This window comes from Polaromonas sp. YR568 (assembly GCF_900116715.1).
Taxonomy (GTDB): domain Bacteria; phylum Pseudomonadota; class Gammaproteobacteria; order Burkholderiales; family Burkholderiaceae_C; genus Polaromonas.
Window position 1 is genome coordinate 402,333 of record NZ_FPBM01000002.1, and the last position, 17,467, is coordinate 419,799.

9 protein-coding genes are annotated in these 17,467 nt (G+C 65.9%); 3 read left to right on the plus strand and 6 right to left on the minus strand.

Translation table 11 applies throughout. The annotated features are described in order from the left end of the window. Positions 1-19: 19 nt before the first annotated feature. The gene (locus BM408_RS06250; RefSeq protein ID WP_175541707.1) at positions 20-5,092 is read right to left on the minus strand and encodes a beta strand repeat-containing protein; all 5,073 of its coding nucleotides are present in this window, start codon (positions 5,090-5,092) and stop codon (positions 20-22) included. A 276-nt stretch (positions 5,093-5,368) separates the two neighbouring features. Next, positions 5,369-9,679, minus strand: coding sequence for a two-partner secretion domain-containing protein (locus BM408_RS06255; RefSeq protein WP_092128019.1), 4,311 nt, complete (start codon positions 9,677-9,679; stop codon positions 5,369-5,371). Between the two features lie 372 nt (positions 9,680-10,051). Between BM408_RS06255 and BM408_RS06260 the strand changes: the two genes are divergently transcribed. The 3 genes from BM408_RS06260 (at position 10,052) to BM408_RS06270 (ending at position 13,304) form a co-directional block, all read left to right on the plus strand. Beyond that, positions 10,052-10,777 (plus strand): response regulator transcription factor, encoded by a 726-nt coding sequence (locus tag BM408_RS06260; protein WP_092128021.1) that lies wholly within the window; start codon positions 10,052-10,054, stop codon positions 10,775-10,777. Beyond that, the gene (locus BM408_RS06265) at positions 10,743-12,680 is read left to right on the plus strand and encodes a sensor histidine kinase (protein WP_175541708.1); all 1,938 of its coding nucleotides are present in this window, start codon (positions 10,743-10,745) and stop codon (positions 12,678-12,680) included. The genes BM408_RS06260 and BM408_RS06265 overlap by 35 nt, the downstream gene beginning before the upstream one ends. 81 nt (positions 12,681-12,761) lie before the next feature. Continuing rightward, positions 12,762-13,304 (plus strand): hypothetical protein, encoded by a 543-nt coding sequence (locus BM408_RS06270; protein ID WP_254774722.1) that lies wholly within the window; start codon positions 12,762-12,764, stop codon positions 13,302-13,304. On the opposite strand, the gene BM408_RS06275 is transcribed toward BM408_RS06270, so the two are convergent. The 4 genes from BM408_RS06275 to cbiB form a co-directional block, all read right to left on the minus strand. After that, on the minus strand, positions 13,305-13,859 hold the full coding sequence (locus BM408_RS06275; RefSeq protein ID WP_092128025.1) for a DUF4124 domain-containing protein: 555 nt from the start codon (positions 13,857-13,859) through the stop codon (positions 13,305-13,307). Between the two features lie 98 nt (positions 13,860-13,957). Then, positions 13,958-15,424, minus strand: a complete 1,467-nt coding sequence (locus BM408_RS06280; RefSeq protein ID WP_092128027.1) for a cobyric acid synthase — start codon at positions 15,422-15,424, stop codon at positions 13,958-13,960. Further along, positions 15,421-16,443 (minus strand): aminotransferase class I/II-fold pyridoxal phosphate-dependent enzyme, encoded by a 1,023-nt coding sequence (locus BM408_RS06285; RefSeq protein ID WP_092128029.1) that lies wholly within the window; start codon positions 16,441-16,443, stop codon positions 15,421-15,423. The genes BM408_RS06280 and BM408_RS06285 overlap by 4 nt, the downstream gene beginning before the upstream one ends. Then, positions 16,440-17,453, minus strand: a complete 1,014-nt coding sequence (cbiB, locus tag BM408_RS06290) for an adenosylcobinamide-phosphate synthase CbiB (RefSeq protein ID WP_092128529.1) — start codon at positions 17,451-17,453, stop codon at positions 16,440-16,442. Before cbiB ends, BM408_RS06285 begins: the two co-directional genes overlap by 4 nt. Between the last annotated feature and the right edge of the window lie 14 nt (positions 17,454-17,467).

The following is a 17,467-nucleotide window of genomic DNA, read 5'->3' on the forward strand; positions in this document are numbered from 1 at the left end:
GGGGTCCTGCTCTGTTGCCTTATTCGCCGCCGTCCTGCCCGGCGGCTTCTGCGGCAGCCGCGTTCAGCGCCCTGATCAGCGCGGCGTCACTCGACACAGTCGACTCACTGTCAATATCGCTGCCCAGATCCTTGTCCGTGCCGGTAATGGTGTTGATCGCAGTGACATAAGGCCCATCCAGTGCTGCGGTCACACCGAAAGCGGATGCAGGCAAAGGTGGCGAAGGCGGCGTACCGGTCATCGTCAGCGTGCCGTTGGTGTAGACGACGTTGTAACCCAGGGCCGATGCCAGCGAGCCCTGCGTGATGGCATGTGTGGGGCCGGTCGTGGCAGCGCCTGTGGGCGCCGACAACGTACCGTTCAGCGCGCTGGCCGCGGTGTCGCCCGCCACCAGGCCGCTGTTGACGGTGTAAGTGAGCGCCGGGTCGGCGCCGCCGAAAGCCTTGCTCTTGTTGTCGCCGCTCACGTTAAGCGTCGGCACAACGCTGTAGACAAAGCGGTTACCGGTGAGAGAAGTCACGGACGCGTGGGTGGGCGCATTGGCGGCGTAGGTGCGGCCAAAGGCATTGCCGGTGGAGACCAAGCCGCCCAGGGTGCTGGCCGTCGGATCGGTCGAGTAGACGAGGAAGCGGCCCGTGCCCGGATTAAGCGCACCGGCGCCGGCGTTGTTCACAAAGTTGCGCCCGGCAGCCAGCACCAGCGAATCATTGGCCGCGCTGCCGGAGCTCACGCCGTTGTTCAAGGTGAGGTCGCTGGCCGCGCCGGTGGTGCGCACCAGCACCTTGCCGGTGGCGCTAAGGCCTGCGGTGTTGACCGTGCCGACAGCCAGTGCGCCGGCCTGCGAGTACTCGGCATTGCCGGTATTGCCAGCCAGCGTCGTCACCGCATTGCCCGCGTTGTTAAGGGTGTGCGTGCCGGTGCCCAGCAGCTCCAGGCCAGTCGCGGTGATGGCCGCGGTTTGAGTGCTGGTGCCGGCGGTGTTCAGCGTGAGTTCGCTGGCCGTCAGTGCGCCATTGATGGCGATGTTGCCGGCGGTCGTGGTCAGCTTCAATTTGTCCTGCGCATTGCCGAATGCGGTGTCTACCGTGATGCCGGCGCTTGACGACAGGCTGACTGTCTGCGCGGCCCCGGCATTGGTGGTGATGCCGAAGCTGCTGGTGTTGACGGCATTGGCGGCGGCAATGCTGATGTCGCCGGTGGCGCCGGTGGTCGTCAACGTTTGCAGGCCGGTCACATTGGTGCCCAGCGTGATGCCGTTTGCGGCGCTTGCGTTGAGCGTGGTGCTGGTGATGTTGTTGGCCGCGCCATTGGCGTCCGTGATGGCGCCGGCTGCGGCGTCAAGGGTGACTGAACTGCCGGCCACCGTCTTGACCGCCAGGTTGCCGGCCGCGGCGGTGACGCTGACAGCGCCCGGTGCGCTGATGTTTTCGAGGGTGGCGCCATTGTTCAGTGAGAGATTGACTTGCGAGGTGCCGCCGTTCGCCACCGCGGTGACCGAGCTCGCGTCCCAGATGGTCACCGGGGCAGCGCTGCTGGCGCCTATGCTGCCGTTACCCGCCTCCAGGTAAACCGAGCCACCCGAGGGGGTCCAGATGTTGGGCGAGGCTGTTTGCGCGCTGATGCCGCCAGTGGCCACCAGGCTGAAGCCGGCGGTGCCCGCAGTCGTCCCCGTGGCGTTACTCGAAGTGGAAAGGGCGCTGCCACCCAGAAAGATATCGCCCGTGTTGGCGATGTCGACGCGGCCGGCGCTGAAGATGCCGTTCAGGAAGCTGGCGGTGGCGGCTGTGTTGCGGAGGATGAGGTTGCCTGATGTACTGTTGGTGAGGTTGCCGAAATTCTGAACCCGGTTGCCTGCGTGGGTCAGCGTCATGCCCCCGAAGCTGGTGACCTGCAAGGTGTTCCCGACGATGGCCTGGGTTTGCGTCACGGCGCCGCTGCTGTGCAGCATCACCATACCGGTGCCGGAGTGGGTGATACCGGCCGTTCCGTCAACCGTTCCCACAGACAGCGCAGAGGCGGAGCGGACCTGGAAATTGCCCGTGCCGTAGGCCCGCCCGCTGAGCTGGCTGATCTGGTTGCCAGTATTGGCCAGGACGACGCTTCGTGCATTGGCGTTGAGGTTGGCGACGGTGATGGCCGCTGTCTGGGTGATCGAGCCCGTGAGGTTGTCGTTAATCAGGCTCAGGGTCGGCGAACTGGCCAGGTTGATCGCGCCCCCGGTGTCGCCGATCACGATGCCACCGGTGTTGGCGATGCGGCCGATCGCGATCGCCGAAGCGGTGATCCGGTTGAGCTCGTCATTGCTCAGGTTCATGGCGGCGGTTTCAGACGCCCCGCCAAGCGTGATCGCCCGGAAGCTGCTGCTCGTATTGATCGTCACCCTGCCCGCGCCCGCGTTGACGGCGCTGCCGATATTGACACGCTCGCCCCGCAGCGCGATGTCCCCGCCCCCGCTGTTGATGCCGGTGCCGTTGATGTTCAGGTCAAAGTTGGTGGCCGGCGAGGCCGGCGCCGTCCCCGATCCGAGCAGCGACATGGCCGCGCCGTTGGAGTTGATGCTGCCGCCGGCCAGGCTCAGGCCCTGGGAACCGGCGGCGTGTACCACCGCCGAATTCGTGCGGCCGTCCACGGTGATCGCGCCGGTCGAGCTGAGGCTGCCGCCCGCCAGGGAGATGCCCGTGAACGTTGCCGTAGTCGAGAGGCCCTGCCCAGCACCTAAAACGGAGAGCCCGCCCGTGCCCGCGATCAGGTCGGCGCCGGCATCAACCAGGATGCCGATGCCGGTCGTGCCACCGTCCATATCAGCGACGCCGTCGAGCAAGATGCGACTGGCCGCGCCGGACTGCACCTTGCCTTTTGCAATGATGCCCCTGGTATCCGCAGCGGCGGCGAGGGCACTGAGCATCTGGCCCCTGACCTCGACGTTGCCGCCGGTGCTGGACACCTCGGAGCCGGTGTCCAGCTCAACGGCGACGCTGAGGGCCGTCGAAGTGGTGTGTGCATTGCCGGTGACGGCGACGTTGCCCGTACCCGTGATCTTGGCCAGTGAGTCCAGCCGCACCCCACGGGCCGCCTGGGCAATGATGGTGCCCCAGCCCGACTCGCCGATGATGGTGACGGTGCCGGCGCCGCCTGCGACGTTGGAGTTGGCGATGGCCACGCCTGCCGCCGCGCCGCTGGCGGCGACAGCAGCGGCGCCGCCGCTCTTGAGCCTGCCGGTGATGTTGATGGTGCCGCTGCCGGTGGTGCGGACGTTGGTCTGTGTGGCCCCGCTGTTGACCAGCTCGACCGCGTGATTGCCTGAATTGGTATTGGATGCATCAATGCTGATGTTTCCGCTGCTGGTCAGGCTGCTGCCGGCCAGCTTGATGGCTGAACTGGCGCTGTTGATGTTGGCATTGCCGCTGGTGAGGGTGGCACGGTCCAGCAGCACGCCGTACTGCGCCGTGTCAGCCGTGATGCCGTTGATGGCGAGGGCGCCGGTGCCTGCGTTCACCGTGCTCTGGGACACCAGCACGCCCGAGTTGCCCGCCTGGCCAGCCCCGGTCAGCGAGATGGCGCCTCCGCTGGTCCGCACCACCGCGTTGCTGATATCCAGTGCGCCGGCGGAGTTGACGGTGATGGTGCCTGCGCCGCCGGTCACGGCCAGCCCGGAGCTCTTGATGGCCTGGGTGGCCGAAGCTGTACTCAGCGCAAGCGCGCCGCCGCCGGAGACCTTGAACGTCAGGGCAGTTCCATCGCCGCTGCCCGTGAGGTCAATGCCGGTGCCGGTGGCCCCGGTGGTCTTGATCGTGAGGTTCAGGCCAGTGGGCATGTCCACATCGGCATTGGCGAAGTTGCCCGTGACGTTGATCGAATCCGTGGCCTCTATGGTCATGTCGGAGCCGACCGATTCAAGAAAGTCCTCGTAATAAGTGTTGGCCGCCCCGCCATTGCCGCTTGCAATGGTCACCGTGGCCGGATCCAGCAGCCAGTTGCCAGTCTTGCCTTGCGGCGCCCGCGTGTTGACCCTGAAGCTTGGCAGGATCTTGAAGTTCGCAGCGCTGGTTTCGATAAAGCCGCCATCGCCGCCATCGGGAGCAGAGGCATCCAGCGTGCCGCCGATGTTGACCATGCCGTGTTCCATGTCGCCGATGAGCATGATGCGGCCGGCTTTGTTGGCAATGGTCCTGGCTTCAATCACGCCGGTGTTGTTCACCGTCGCGGTCGTCAGGCTGTTGAGTGCTTTCGCGCCCAGCAGCACCTGGCCGCCATCGGCCTTGATGAGTTGCTTGTTCTCCGCCAGGGCGTTGATCGCGCCCTGGTCGATGCTGTAGCCCAGCAGGCTACCGTTGTCCAGGTTCAGCGTAACCTTGTTGCCGGCGGCCAAGAGTGCGGTGCCAAGGCTGGCGGTCATCACACCTTCATTGCGCACTTCAGGCGCCAGCAGCGCCAGGTAGCCGCCCTGCCCTGCGGTGAGCATGCCCTGATTCACCACCGATCCACCAGAACCTGTGAAGACGTTGTTGCCCGCCATGAAGTCCGCATTGCTCATGGAAAGCGTCGAAGCTACCAGGCCGCCGACATTGACCTGCGAACCCGCGCCAAACAGCACGCCGTTCGGGTTCAGGATAAACACCTGCCCATTGGCTGTGAGGCTGCCCAGCAGCTCGCTCGGGTTGCTGCCGGTAATACGGTTCAGCGCAATGGCCTGTGCATTGGGCTGGTTGAAGATCAGCGCTTCCTGTGCCGCAGTCGACAGGTTGAGCCAGTCAATCGCCAGGCGCTGGCTGGCCTGGTTGATGGTGGTGGTGTTGCCGACGGTGGAGACACTGCCTGCACCGGCTGTCACGCTGGCGTCGGCCGCATTGGCCGCGTGCGCCTGCTGTGTGAGCAAGACCATGGAGGTGACCAGCACCAGCGCCGCCCGGCAGGCGCTACTGAGTGCGAAGCCGGCTCCGCCGTTTTCGGGAGCCGCACCGAACAGCACGCTGCTGCGCGCCGAGCCGCCCTTGCCGCGCCCCTTGGCGTTTTCTGCCACAGCCACCCACAGATTCAGGCTTGCGTTCCACACCAGTCGATAGATGCGATTCATGCTGGCGTGGCTTTTCATGGGCGGCTTTCGTAGGCGATCAATGCTTGAGGCGACCGGCTGGTCCGCCAGGGCTGCCAAGCCGGTGCGCCGCACCCCGGAGCGGAACATCCGGATTAAACGGCCACATCGTACGAATGACAGGGCCGGCTGTCTGTAGCACGTATGCGCTACAGCGGGCATCCTCCGCACCGATATTTATCAATGAAATCAGCCTGCAGCCCAAGACTGGCATTGGCAATCCACCATCAAAAATGGAGCACCCACTCAGCGCCAGGCCTCAGGTTTGCGTGCCGCCTAGCATTCGTCGGCATCAAAACCCGCCGGCATGCGCACGCCGCAGCCCTCGACGCGTGTAGGGGTGCCTGCGGGCGCATCGCCCACGCCGCGTTTTTGCCGCGGGCTCAGCAGGGTTTCGCCCTGCTCTGCCTGCATGCTTTGCAAGGCAGTGCTGTAGAGCGCCATCAGCTCCCCACCCGAAGGACCCGATGGGCTTGCGGCAACAGGAAGCGGCGTCCCACCCACCCACACGCCATTGACCCGGAGCGTGACCACACCTGTTCCGGCATTGATGGCCGAGCCCGCGCCGAAGTTGATGCCCGCCGCCCCGGCCTGCCGGTCGGCGGCCAGGGCCGCGGCATCGCCTGCGGATGCGGTGAAAGCGCCGTTGGCGGTGTTGATAACGCTGTTGAGATTGATGTTGCGCCCGGCCTGCAGCGTCAGCGCGCCGCCTGCCGTGCCTGCCACGTTGATGTTGGAGTTCACCGTGATGTCATTGCTGGCCTGCAGTGTGACGGCCGTGCCGCCGGCCAGTGTGGCGCTGAGGGCCGATGGGTTGAAGGTCATGGTCTGGCCTGTGCCGTTGGCGTAGCTGATGCCGCGCGGCGTGCCCATCAATATCTGCCCGCGGTTGCCGCCGGCATTCGGGCTGGCCACCATGTAATTGCCGTTGCCCAGCGGCGTCACGGCGCTGATGTCCAGGCCCGTGGTGCTGTCTACCGCCTTGAAGCCCACGCGGTCGTTGGCCGCGGTGCCCACCAGGCTGTTGAGGCTGTTGACCACGCCGCTGACGCCGCCCGAGCCGCCGCCCCAGGTCACGGCTCCGGCGTCGGCCAGGGCGCCGTTGTCCCAGCGCGAGCTGCTCACCACATAGTCGCCGGTCGCCAGCGCGGTGACGCCGGTGGCGCCCACCTTGTCGTTCAGCTGGGTGCCGACCAGGCTGTTGGCGGCGCTGACGACACCGGTGGTGCCGCCGGCGCCATTGCCCCAGGTAACGGCGCCTGCGTCCACAACACCGCCGTTGTCCCACTGGGAGCTTCGCACCACATAGTTGCCGTTGGCCAGCGCCGTGACGCCGTCGGAGCCCAGCAAATCGCTGGCGCTGCTGCCCAGCAGGCTGTTGCCGGCATTGATGGAGCCGACCAGGCCGGTGCTTCCGTTGCCCCAGGTGATGGCGCCGACGTTGGCCAGTGCGCCGCTGTCCCATAGCGGGCTGCGCACCACGTAGTTGCCGTTGGCCAGCGCCGTGATGCCGTAGTTGCCGACCGCATCATTGGCCTGCAGCCCGACAAAGCTGTTGGCGGCGCTGACCGGGCCGACCAGGCCGGTCGCGCCGTTGACCCAGGTCACCGCGCCCGCGTCCGCGAGGGCGCCGTTGTGCCAGTTGGGCGAGCTCACCACATAGTTGCCGTTGCTCAGCACGGTAACGACCGAACCATTGCCGGTGCCCACAGCGTCACCCGCGGTGGTGCCGTAGAGGCTGTTGGCGGTGCTGATATCGCCGGTGATGCCGGTGGCGCCGTTGGCCCAGATCACGGCGCCTGCATTGGAGATGGCGCCGTTGTCCCACAAACGGTTGCTCACCACGTAGTTGCCGTTGGGCAGGGCCGTCACAACGCTGCCGATGTAGTCGCCGTCCTGGGTGCCGTGCAGGCTGTTGGCGGTGGTGATGATGCCGGTGAGGCCGGTGCTACCGTTGCCCCAGACGGTGGCGCCGACCCTGACGCCGCCATTGGACCAGTTCGGGGCGTTCACCACGTAGTTGCCGTTGCTCAGCGCGATTGCGGCCACGGTGAGGTCGTTGTTCGAGGTGCCCACCAGGCTGTTGGCCGCCGAGATCGTGCCGCTGATGCCGGTCATGCCATTGGCCCAGGTGATGGCGCCGGCATTGATCAGGCCGCCGGTGTCCCATCCCGAGCTGGACACCACATAGTTGCCGTTGGTCAGCGCCGTGATGGTGCCGCCCACGTTGTCGTTCAGGGTGCTGCCCACCAGGCTGTTGGCGGCGGTGATGGCGCCGCTGACGCCGGTGGCGCCGTTGCCCCAGGTGGCCGAGCCGGCATTGACGACGGCGCCGTTGTCCCAGTTGGGATTGCGCACCACGTAGTTGCCGTTAGACAGCGGGGTCACGCCGAAGGAGCCCACGTTGTCGTTGGCGGTGCTGCCGACCAGGCTGTTGGCGGCGCTGACTGCGCCGGTGGTGCCGGTGGCGCCGTTGCCCCATGTTGCGGCGCCGGCGTTGACGATGGCGCCGTTGTCCCAGTTGCCGCTGCGCACCACATAGTTGCCGTTGGACAGCGCAATCACATTGGTGTTGCCCACGCCGTCATTGGCGGTGGTGCCGTACAGGCTGTTGGCCGTGCTGACGACGCCGTTGATGCCGGTCGCGGCGTTGCCCCAGGTCGCCGCGCCGGCGGCGGCCACGCCGCCGTTGCTCCAGAACTGGCTGCGCACCACATAGTTGCCGTTGGACAGCGCCGTCACGCCGCTGCCCACGCGGTCGTTGGCCTGGCTGCCCGTCATGGTGGAAATGAGCGCGCCCGTGGTGGTGTCGAACAGGTAGACCGCGCCGGCGCTCGCGGCGGCCAGGCTGTCGGTGACCACGGTGATCACGGCCTTGCCGTTTTCGGTGAACACACCATTGGTGGTGGTGCCCAACAAGGTGGTGTTGGCGCCGAACTGGTTGCCGGCGGTGGCGTGCGGGTCTATCAGCGCATAGGCGGCCGGGCCGGCGGTGTCGCTGATGATGATGTTGGCCGGGTCCAGCAGCAAGGTGCCGCCCACACCCGCGTCAGCCTGGCCGCCGTAGGTCAACAAGTTCTTGCCCGAGACCTCGATGCGGCCGGCGCCTGTGGCGCTGGCGCTGCCGTAGTAGTCGGTCTGCCCATCGGACCAGACCACGATCTCGCCATTTGCGCCGTTGGCTTTGAGCGTGGTTGCGCCGTTGACGAAGGTGGCTTGCGCATTCATCACGCCGGCGTCGCGGCCCTGGAAGCCGCCGCCCACGCGGATCAGCCCGCCATGCTCGCTGCCCGAAGCGTCCAGCGCTGCGGCGGCCAGTGAGACCCTGCCGCCCAATGTGTCGATGGTGCCGCCGCGCCGGCCGGTGGCGCTCAGCGTGCCGGAGCTGAAGAAACTTTCGTCGCCCTGCAAAGAGATCGTGCCGCCTTGCGTGGCGCCATCGGCCTTCAGCCTGGCTGCGGCGGTCTGCACGATGGCCTGTGTGGCGCGGTAGGCAATGTTGCCACCCTGCCCCGCTGTGCCGCTGGCATCGGCAGTGCCGGCGTCGAGAATGGACCGGGCGTTCAGGTCAATGCGGCCGCCTTCCGTGCCCGACGCATCCAGTGTGCCGGCCTGCACGATGAAGTCGCCTTCCAGCGCGATCCGGCCCTTGGTGGTGTTCAATGTTTTGGCTTCGACGATGCCGGAGTTGTTGACGACACCCGAGCTGAGCGCATCCAGCGCCTTGGCCGAGAGCAGCACCTGCCCGCCGTTGGCCTGGATCAGGAGTTTGTTTTCGGCCAGCGCATTGATGGCGCCCTGGTCGATGCTGTAGCCCAGCAGGCTGCCGTTGTCGATGTTGAGCGTGACCTTGTTGCCCGCAGCGAGCAAAGCAGCTCCGAGGTTGGCGGTCATCACGCCTTCATTGCGCACCTCCGGCGCCAGCAGCGCCAGGTAACCGCCGGGGGCCGCCTTCAGGCTTCCCTTGTTGACCACTGAACCGGAACCACCCGAACCGGTGAACACATGGTTGCCGTTCATGAAGTCGGCGTTGCTCATGCTAAGCGTCGAGGCGACCAGACCACCGACGTTGACCTGCGAGCCCGCGCCAAAGAGCACGCCATTCGGGTTCAGGATAAAGACCTGCCCATTGGCCGTCAGGCTGCCGAGGAACTCACTCGGGCTGCTGCCGGTGATGCGGTTGAGTGCAATCGCCGACGCATTGGGCTGATTGAACACCAAAGCCTCATTTGCCCGCGTAGACAAACTGGTCCAGTCGATGGCCAGGCGCTGGCTGCTTTGGTTGACGGTGGTGGTGTTACCCAGTGTGGAGACGTTGCCCGCACCGGCGGACACGCTAGCATTGGCGGCGTCGGCCGCATGCGTTTCATGCGGCAGCACCGCCAGCACGGCCAACAGCACCAGCGCCGCCCGGCACGCGGTGTTCAGGCTAAAGCCGCCAGCTTGCACCGATACCGGCACCAAGCCGCCGCGCACCGCGCCGCCCTTGCCTCGCCCCTTGGCGTTTTCCGCCACCGCCACCCAGAGATTGAGCGCGGCGTTCCAGACCAATCGATAGATGCGGTTCATGCTGGCATGTGATTTCATGGAAAGCTTTCAGGCTATGTGACGCCCGCGAACAGCGCGGACTGCAACAAAATCGTTAATGTGGCCATGCGCCGCGCTGTTGTCTGTCCCTTGTTCTGGGGACAAACCACGGTCTTTTGCAGTAGTTCTGCAGTAGGGATGCAGTAGCTGTGCAGTAGGCGTGCAGTAGATTTGCAGTAGCCATGCAGTAGTTCCGCGGCGGCTCTGCGGCAATTCAGGGCGCCGGACCCTGCGCAGCCATGTCCCTAGATATAGGGACACGCCCCAATCCGCCGTTGACGCACAATGTCGTATGTATTTATGGCCGCCCCTTTTCTTCATCCTGTAGGGGGCCCCTGCATGCCCAGCGCATGCGCCAACGCAGGAACCGATATGCAGTCCAGCTTAGATCCGCCCCTTATCCATGTGGCGCTTGTAGAGGACGACGTCCACTTCCAGAACGCCATCGTGACCGCCATCACGGCCTCGTCAGACATACGCCTCATGAGCCTGGCCAGTACCCGCGCGCAGGGCCTGCAGTCGCTGGAAAGCGCGCCGGCCGATGTGCTGCTGGTGGACCTGGGCCTGCCGGACGGCTCGGGCATCGACGTGATACGCGCGGCGCACACGCAGTGGCCGACCTGCGCCGTGATGGTGTGCACGGCCTTCGGCGACGAGGCGCATGTGCTGCAATCGATCGAGGCCGGCGCCTCGGGCTACCTGCTCAAAGACAGCGAACCCGAAAACATGCTGCACGAGATCCGCAGCCTGCACGGCGGCGGCAGCCCCATCAGCCCGCTGATCGCGCGGCAAATCCTGATGCGCTTTCGCGCGGCGCCCGCAGCAGCTGCAGCAGCAACGCCGGCATCCCTGTCGACCTCCTCCGCCGCACCGGCCGCAACCCCGGCCACGGGCGAGCACGCCGTGCTGTCCGCGCGCGAGAAGGAAGTGCTGGAGCTCATCACCAAAGGCTTTACCGCCGATGAGATCGCCCGGCTGATGCAGGTGTCGCAGCACACGGTGCAAACCTATGTGCGCCGCATTTACAGCAAGCTCAATGTCAACTCCCGGGCTGAAGCGATTTATGAAGCCAGGCACCAGGGCATTCTGGCGGCCTGAAGTGCTGGCGCGCGCCGCGCGCCGGCTGGTCTTATGCGCGGGCCTGATGGCCGGCTGCACCGCGCTGTGGGCCGCGCCGCCGGTGGTGCACTACACCAGCGCCGAGATGCTTCGCGAAGAAGGCCGCAGCTTCAAGCCGCTGGCCGCCGTGGTGGACGAAGCCGCCCTGCCGGGAAGCTGGACCAAGGTGGAGTTGCCGCTGGTCATTCCGACGCCTGTGGCCCAGCCCGCCGCTTCGGGCGGCGGCAAACCGCCGGTCGTGACAACCTGGCTGCGCGTGCGGCTTGATGAACTGCAGGGCCTGCGCAGCCCCACCCACTTCTACCTGATCCGCTGGCTGGCGGCCGGCCAGATCGCGGTGTATGCCGACGGCAAGCTGCGCTACCGCTCCACCGGCAGCCCGGTCTGGAATTTGTTCAACCACCCGGCGCTGCTGCTGCCGCTGAACCAGACGGCCGACAGCCCGCCGCCCCAAACCCTGTTGATACGCATGGACAGCCTGCCTTCTCCCGAGGCCGCGATCTCGTCCTTCTACGCGGGTGACTCCGACAGCCTGGTCGACATGGCGGCCAAACGCGACTGGCTGGCCTACCAGCTGCCCTTTATGAGCAGCGCGGCCTTCCTGGCGGTGGGCATTTTCTCGCTGGCGGTATGGGCGGTGCGCCGCCACCCGGCCAGCCTGCTGCTGTTTGCGATTGCGCTGATGGCTGCGATACGGCGCTGGCATTTCCAGCTGGGCCCCGAAAAGCTCATCGTCAGCGACGCCTGGTTCATTTGGCTCACCCTCAACGCGCTGATGTGGCAGCTGCTGGCGCTGCACCACTTTCTGCAGTTGCTGCACGGCCGGGTCATGCGCCGGCTCAGCTGGCTGATGCTGGGCATCGCCGTGGTCTTTTCCCTTATCACGCTGCCCTTTGCCTCGCTACTGCCCAGCCTGCTGGTGTTCAGGCCCTACGCCCACTTGCTGCTGATCGGCATGGGCACGGTGGTCACCGGCCTGGGGCTCTGGCACTCCTGGCGCAGCACCTCGCCGGACGCAAAGATGCTGTCCTTCGCGCTGCTGATCAGCTATGTCTTCGGCTTCTACGACTGGGCACGGCTGAAGTACGTGCTGGACCTGGAAAGCTACTACCTCACGCCCTACGCGGCCATGATTCTTTTTGTCGTGTTCGTCGTGATCATGTTCCGGCAGTATGTGGGCGCCCTGGCCACGGTGGAGCAGGTCAACAGCGGGCTGGAGGAAACCCTCAGGAAGCGCGAAACCGAACTGGCCGCCAGCTATGAAAAGCTGCGCGACGTCGAGCAGCGCCAGACGCTGAGCCAGGAGCGCCAGCGCCTGACGCAGGACATGCACGACGGCCTGGGCTCTTCGCTGGTGAGCGCGCTGCGGGTGGTCGAGGGCGGGCGGCTCAGCGAAGCCGACGTGGCCGAAGTCCTCAAGGGCTGCATTGACGACCTCAAGCTGGCCATCGATTCGCTGGAGCCGGTGGAGGCCGACCTGCTGCTGCTGCTGGCCACTCTGCGCTTTCGCCTGGGCCCGCGGCTGGCAGGCGCGGGCGTGTCGCTGCGATGGGAGATCTCCGACGTGCCGCCGCTGGACTGGCTGGACCCGCGCAATGCGCTGCACATTCTGCGCATACTGCAGGAGGCCTTTACAAACACCCTCAAGCACACCCGCGCGACGCAGATACGCGTGACGACGGGCGCGGAGGACGGCTATGTCACCGTGACGGTGACCGACAACGGCGGCGGGTTCTCCGTAGCCCAGGCAGAGCACGCCGGCCAGGGCCTGGCCAACCAGCGGCGCCGCGCCCAGGCCATTGGCGCGGAGATCGTGCTGACGTCCAGCGATGTGGGCACCACACTGACGCTGAAATTGCCCGAAAAGCGCAGCCCGGGTTGACCACGGTCGTCCTTACGCCTCTTTACCTCCCTTTACGCCGGCATGGCCGTGTTGCCGCACTGCCCTCTTCATAATCACCCCATGAAGATTTCGCCACGCATCCCCAAGCTCCTCATCCATCGCTTCCCTGCCAACCGGCAACGCCCCGCCCTCCAGCTGGCAGGCGCCCTTTTGGCCGCCTTGCTCAGCAGCCTTGCGGCCGCGCAGGGCCTCAAGCCCTCCCCCGCCATCGTTGCGCCCGCACCCGCTGCCTCGTCGGCCGCCGCGGCAACGCCCACCGTTCATCCGCTGGTGGGCACCTGGAGCTGGACCTTGCCCGGAAAAACCTGCGCAGAAACCTGGCAGTACCGCGCCGACGGCAGGCGCCTGGGCACTAGCGGCGAAGAGGTCACCCAGGCCGACTACCAGGTGTCGGCCGCCGCCACAACGGCAGGCTTTTACCCGCTGACCGAAACGGTGACCAACAGCAACGGCAAGCGCGACTGCTCTGGCGACCTGCATGCCGACGGCGACGAAAGCGTGGTGCGCTTTATCCAGTTCAGCCCCAAAAAGGACCAGTTCATCGTGTGCAAGGCAGCGTCGCTGGAAGCCTGCTTCGGGCCGCTCAGGCGCGTGCCGGACTGATCAATACTTGTATTTGGAGCCGCAGCCGACAACGTGGTTGCGGTCGCTGGACATGCACTGGTAAAACAACTTCTTGTTGCCTGTGGCCGACTCGCAATCGGCGGGCGTGGTTGTTGAAAGCGCCTCGCGCAGCTTGCTGGCCACGCCCTCAAAATCGGCCGCCTTGGTATAGCCCTGCTGCACATTGCGCTGGCCCGTCTCCAGCATGGTGGTGACCTGAGAGCGCACATTGCCCACCGCCGTACTGCAAGACAAAGGAACGGTGTTCGGGTCCACCTTCTTGAGGGCGATCTCCATGCCCTGCATCATCTCCCGGGTGTCCTTGTTGATCGGCTTGGTGCCCCCGAGATGGTTTTTACCGGGGGTACTGCCGCTGCCGGCTCCGCCCTGCAGCTTCATCGGCTCAACATCCTTCTCTGCGGCGGGCGGCTGGGAGCCATAGTGGGTCTTGCCGCTGGCATCCACCCATTTGTAAACCGGCTGGGCCTGGCCGCCGTGCCACACCGCCAGCAGCGCGCCGGCCATCAGAACTTTTCGCCATTGTTTTTTCAGCATATGCATCCTTGCAAGGCCCGCGCCTGATGCGGCACAGAGTGGTTGAAATTGTAGGAGCGCCGTCTGCGCCTGCGGAGGTGATTTTTACCGGCCGTGTGTCACCGGATACCCTGGCGCACGCCGATCAATGACTGCAGAAAGCCCGCGTCGAAATGCTCGCCGATGTAGTCTGCCAGGCCATCGAACACCGAGTCCAGCGTGGGCACGGCCGCGCCGAAGAGCGCCTTGAGCACGCGCGGGTCTTCAAACATGCCGTGCAAATACAGGCCCAGCACATTGCCTGCCTGGTTTTGCCAGGCAAGGCCTTCGGGCATCACGGCGTGCGCCACATCGCCCGCCGCCGCCATGGCTGAATGCGGCGCCGTCTGGCCATGGTGGATTTCATAGCCCTGCACTTCCACACCCGAAAGGCCCGCCCACAAGCCGTGCAATGGCGTGAAAGCGGCTTGCCGGTGCTGCACGGTTTTAGCTTCGTCAAACACGGTGACCACCGGCAGCAATCCGAGGCCGGGCGCGTTGCCGTCAATGCCGTGCGGGTCTATCAGCGCCTCGCCCAGCATCTGCAGGCCGCCGCAAATACCCAGCACCGCGCCGCCGCGGCCGGCATGCGCCGCCACGGCCTGGTCCAGCCCCTGCGCACGCAGCCAGGCCAGGTCGCCGCTGGTGTGTTTGGAGCCCGGCAAGATCACCCAGTCGGCGCCCATCAAGTCGGCCGGGCTGCGCACCCACTTGAGCCGCACGCCGGGCACATTTTTGAGCGGCTGAAACTCGTCCAGGTTGCTGATGCGCGGATAAGCAATCACCGCAACCGTCCGGTTGACGGCGCCGCTGGCCACGCTGCGGTCATCAAACACGCCGTCTTCTTCAGGCAGGCCGTGCTGCCACCACATGGGCAGCGTTGCGACGGTGGGGATGCCGGTCATGTCCTGCAGCATCAGCGGGCCGGGGGCCAGCAGTTTTGCGTCACCCCGGAATTTATTGAGCACAAAGCCCTTGAGGAGTTTTCGCTCCGCCTCGTCCAGCATGGCCCAGGTGCCGTACAGGTGGGCAAATGCGCCGCCCCTGTCAATGTCGGTCACCAGCAGGCAGGCGGCGTTGGCGTGCTGCGCCGAGCGCATGTTGACGATGTCGCTGGCCTTGAGGTTGATCTCGGCCGGTGAGCCGGCGCCCTCCATCACCACCACATCGTTTTCTTGCAGCAGCTCATCGAGCGCACGCGCCACCACCGGCCACACGGATGCGCTGCGGCCGCGCCACTCCATGCGTGAGAGCTCCGGGTTGACTTGCCCCATCAGCACGACCTGGCTTTGCGTGTCTTTCTCCGGCTTGAGCAGCAACGGGTTCATGCGCACGTCAGGCACAGCGTTGGCCGCGAGCGACTGGAAGTACTGGGCGCTGCCGATCTCACCCTGCGCGACCACCCTGGCGTTGTTGCTCATGTTTTGCGCTTTAAACGGCGCAACCTTGAGCCCCTGGCGCGCGTAGTAGCGGCACAGTGCCGTGGTCAGCCAGCTTTTGCCGGCGCCGCTGGTGGTGCCCAGCACCATCACACTCTTTGCAGTCATTGGCTTGTTTCGATCAATCGTTGCCATGCATTGTGCAGCGCGTCCTGCACAGCGGGCGGCTGCACGCACAGGCGCACATGGCCGGGCAAGCCAAAGGAGGTGGTGTCGCGCAGCTTGATGCCCTGGGCGCGCAACGCGGCCAGGGCCTGTTGCAGGCTCAGCCCTTCGGGCAAGGCGGGCTGGGCGCAAAAGAAGTTGGCCTCGCTGGGCAGGCAAGTCCAGCCCAGCGATTCGCAGAGGCTGATCTGGCGAGCTTTCCATTCGCGCAAGGTCTGGAGGCTGTTGGCCAGCCATTCCTGCGCCTCGCGGCCTGTCCAGGCTTGCAACATGGCCTCGCCATGCGCACCCACGGGCCACGAGGGGCAAAGCTGCTCCAGCGCAGCGGCCGCATTGGCCTGGCCTGCCGGTGCAATCGCATAGGCTGCACGCACGCCAGTCAGGCCCAGCGCCTTGTTGGGTGTCCAGAGCTGCCAGGTGTTTCGCAACTGCTGCGGCAAGAGCGAGGGCGCGGCGCTGAGCCGCAAGGGTTCATACGCACGGTCCAGCACGACGAACGCTTCGTCTTTCCGGCTGTCGACCAGCGTTTGAAGCCCGCCCTGCGCAGCGCCCAGCGGACTGGAAGGCTCACAGGCCCAGAGCAACTGTGCCTCGCCTGCCTCACCGGTGACCGGCAAACCATGCGCGTGAGCCGCCTGTGCGTAATCGCCGTAGCTCATGGGCGGCAGCCAGACGGCGCGCGCGCCCTGGCGCACCGCCAGCGTGGTGATGCGAAAGATGAATTCGCTGGCGCTGGCGGCCAGCAGCACCCTCGCCTCGTCGACCTGATGAAAGGCTGCCAGTTGCCCGCGCAATGCGGTGTAGCCCGCATCGGGGTAACGGGTGGCGTCAGCCTGCTGCACGGCGGCCAGCGCAACAGGGCATGGCCCGCAGGCATTGCTGTTGGTGGAAAAGTCATGCGGCGGCAGGCCCAGCCCGTCGGGGCCGCCGTGGATGCGGGAGGTGGCAGGTTTGGCGCTCATACCAATACCGCCATCGTCGCCATCGCAACCAGCAGCAGCGCGGCCACCGCAACAGAGACCAGCACGAACAGCGCTTTGCAAGCCAGCCCCTGAGCCAGCCCGGTGTCTGACGCTTCGGGCGGCCGCCCTTCGGGGTTCAGGCTGTACACACCCGGCTTGCCCAGCGAAATAGTCAAGGCCAGCGCCATGGCCGCCATGGGCCAGCCACTGTTGGGTGAAGGGGTCTTGCGCGCTTCCTGCTGCAATGCCCGCATCGGCAAGCCTTTTGCCGCCAGCGCCAGCAGCAGCGCAGTGATGCGCGCCGGCGCCCATGACAGTACGTCGTCGGCGCGCGCCGCCCACTTGCCGGCCCATTCCCAGTTTTTGCCGCGGTACATGCCGCGGTAACCCCACATGGCATCGGCTGTATTGGCAAAACGGTAAACGGCCGCGCCCGGCAGGCCCAGCAGCACAAACCAGAAGATGGGCGCCACCACCGAGTCATTGAGGTTTTCGGCCAGCGATTCAATGGCGCTTTCACGCACCTGGCTTTCGCTGAGCTGCGTGGTGTCGCGGCTGACCAGCCATGACAGGCGCTCACGCCCGGCTTCCAGCGACTGCGCCAGCGCCAGCTCGACGGCACCTACCTCTTCGCGCAGCATGCGCCAGGAGAGCATGCCTTTCAAAACCCAGGCCATCAGGATGGCGACCAAGGCGGCTTCCACCCCGCTCAGCAAGTCAGCTTGCGCACGGTATTCGCTGACCTGCCAGAAGACCAGCGCCTGGACACTCCAGCCCAGCGCACCCACGGCAAGCACGCCCAGCCACCATGCCAAAGCCCCCAGCAAAAAGGCCGGCGCCGGCGGGCAGCGCACAGTGATGCTTCCACACAGGCGCAGGTAGTTCCCCATCCAGACCACGGGATGCACCCTGGCAGGCGGCTCGCCGAAATGCTCGTCAATCCACAGGGCCAGCAACAATACCAAAGCCAGCACCCACGCCAGGCCGCCCGGCAAACCCGGCGAGGCCATAAAGGGTGTCCAGC

Excerpts from the sequence above, each read along its gene's own strand:
- BM408_RS06250 (WP_175541707.1), bottom strand. The coding sequence starts at position 5,092 with ATGAAAAGCCACGCCAGCATGAATCGCATCTATCGACTGGTGTGGAAC.
- BM408_RS06255 (WP_092128019.1), bottom strand. The coding sequence starts at position 9,679 with ATGAAATCACATGCCAGCATGAACCGCATCTATCGATTGGTCTGGAAC.
- BM408_RS06260 (WP_092128021.1), top strand. The coding sequence starts at position 10,052 with ATGCAGTCCAGCTTAGATCCGCCCCTTATCCATGTGGCGCTTGTAGAG.
- BM408_RS06265 (WP_175541708.1), top strand. The coding sequence starts at position 10,743 with ATGAAGCCAGGCACCAGGGCATTCTGGCGGCCTGAAGTGCTGGCGCGC.
- BM408_RS06270 (WP_254774722.1), top strand. The coding sequence starts at position 12,762 with ATGAAGATTTCGCCACGCATCCCCAAGCTCCTCATCCATCGCTTCCCT.
- BM408_RS06275 (WP_092128025.1), bottom strand. The coding sequence starts at position 13,859 with ATGCTGAAAAAACAATGGCGAAAAGTTCTGATGGCCGGCGCGCTGCTG.
- BM408_RS06280 (WP_092128027.1), bottom strand. The coding sequence starts at position 15,424 with ATGACTGCAAAGAGTGTGATGGTGCTGGGCACCACCAGCGGCGCCGGC.
- BM408_RS06285 (WP_092128029.1), bottom strand. The coding sequence starts at position 16,443 with ATGAGCGCCAAACCTGCCACCTCCCGCATCCACGGCGGCCCCGACGGG.
- cbiB (WP_092128529.1), bottom strand. The coding sequence starts at position 17,453 with ATGGCCTCGCCGGGTTTGCCGGGCGGCCTGGCGTGGGTGCTGGCTTTG.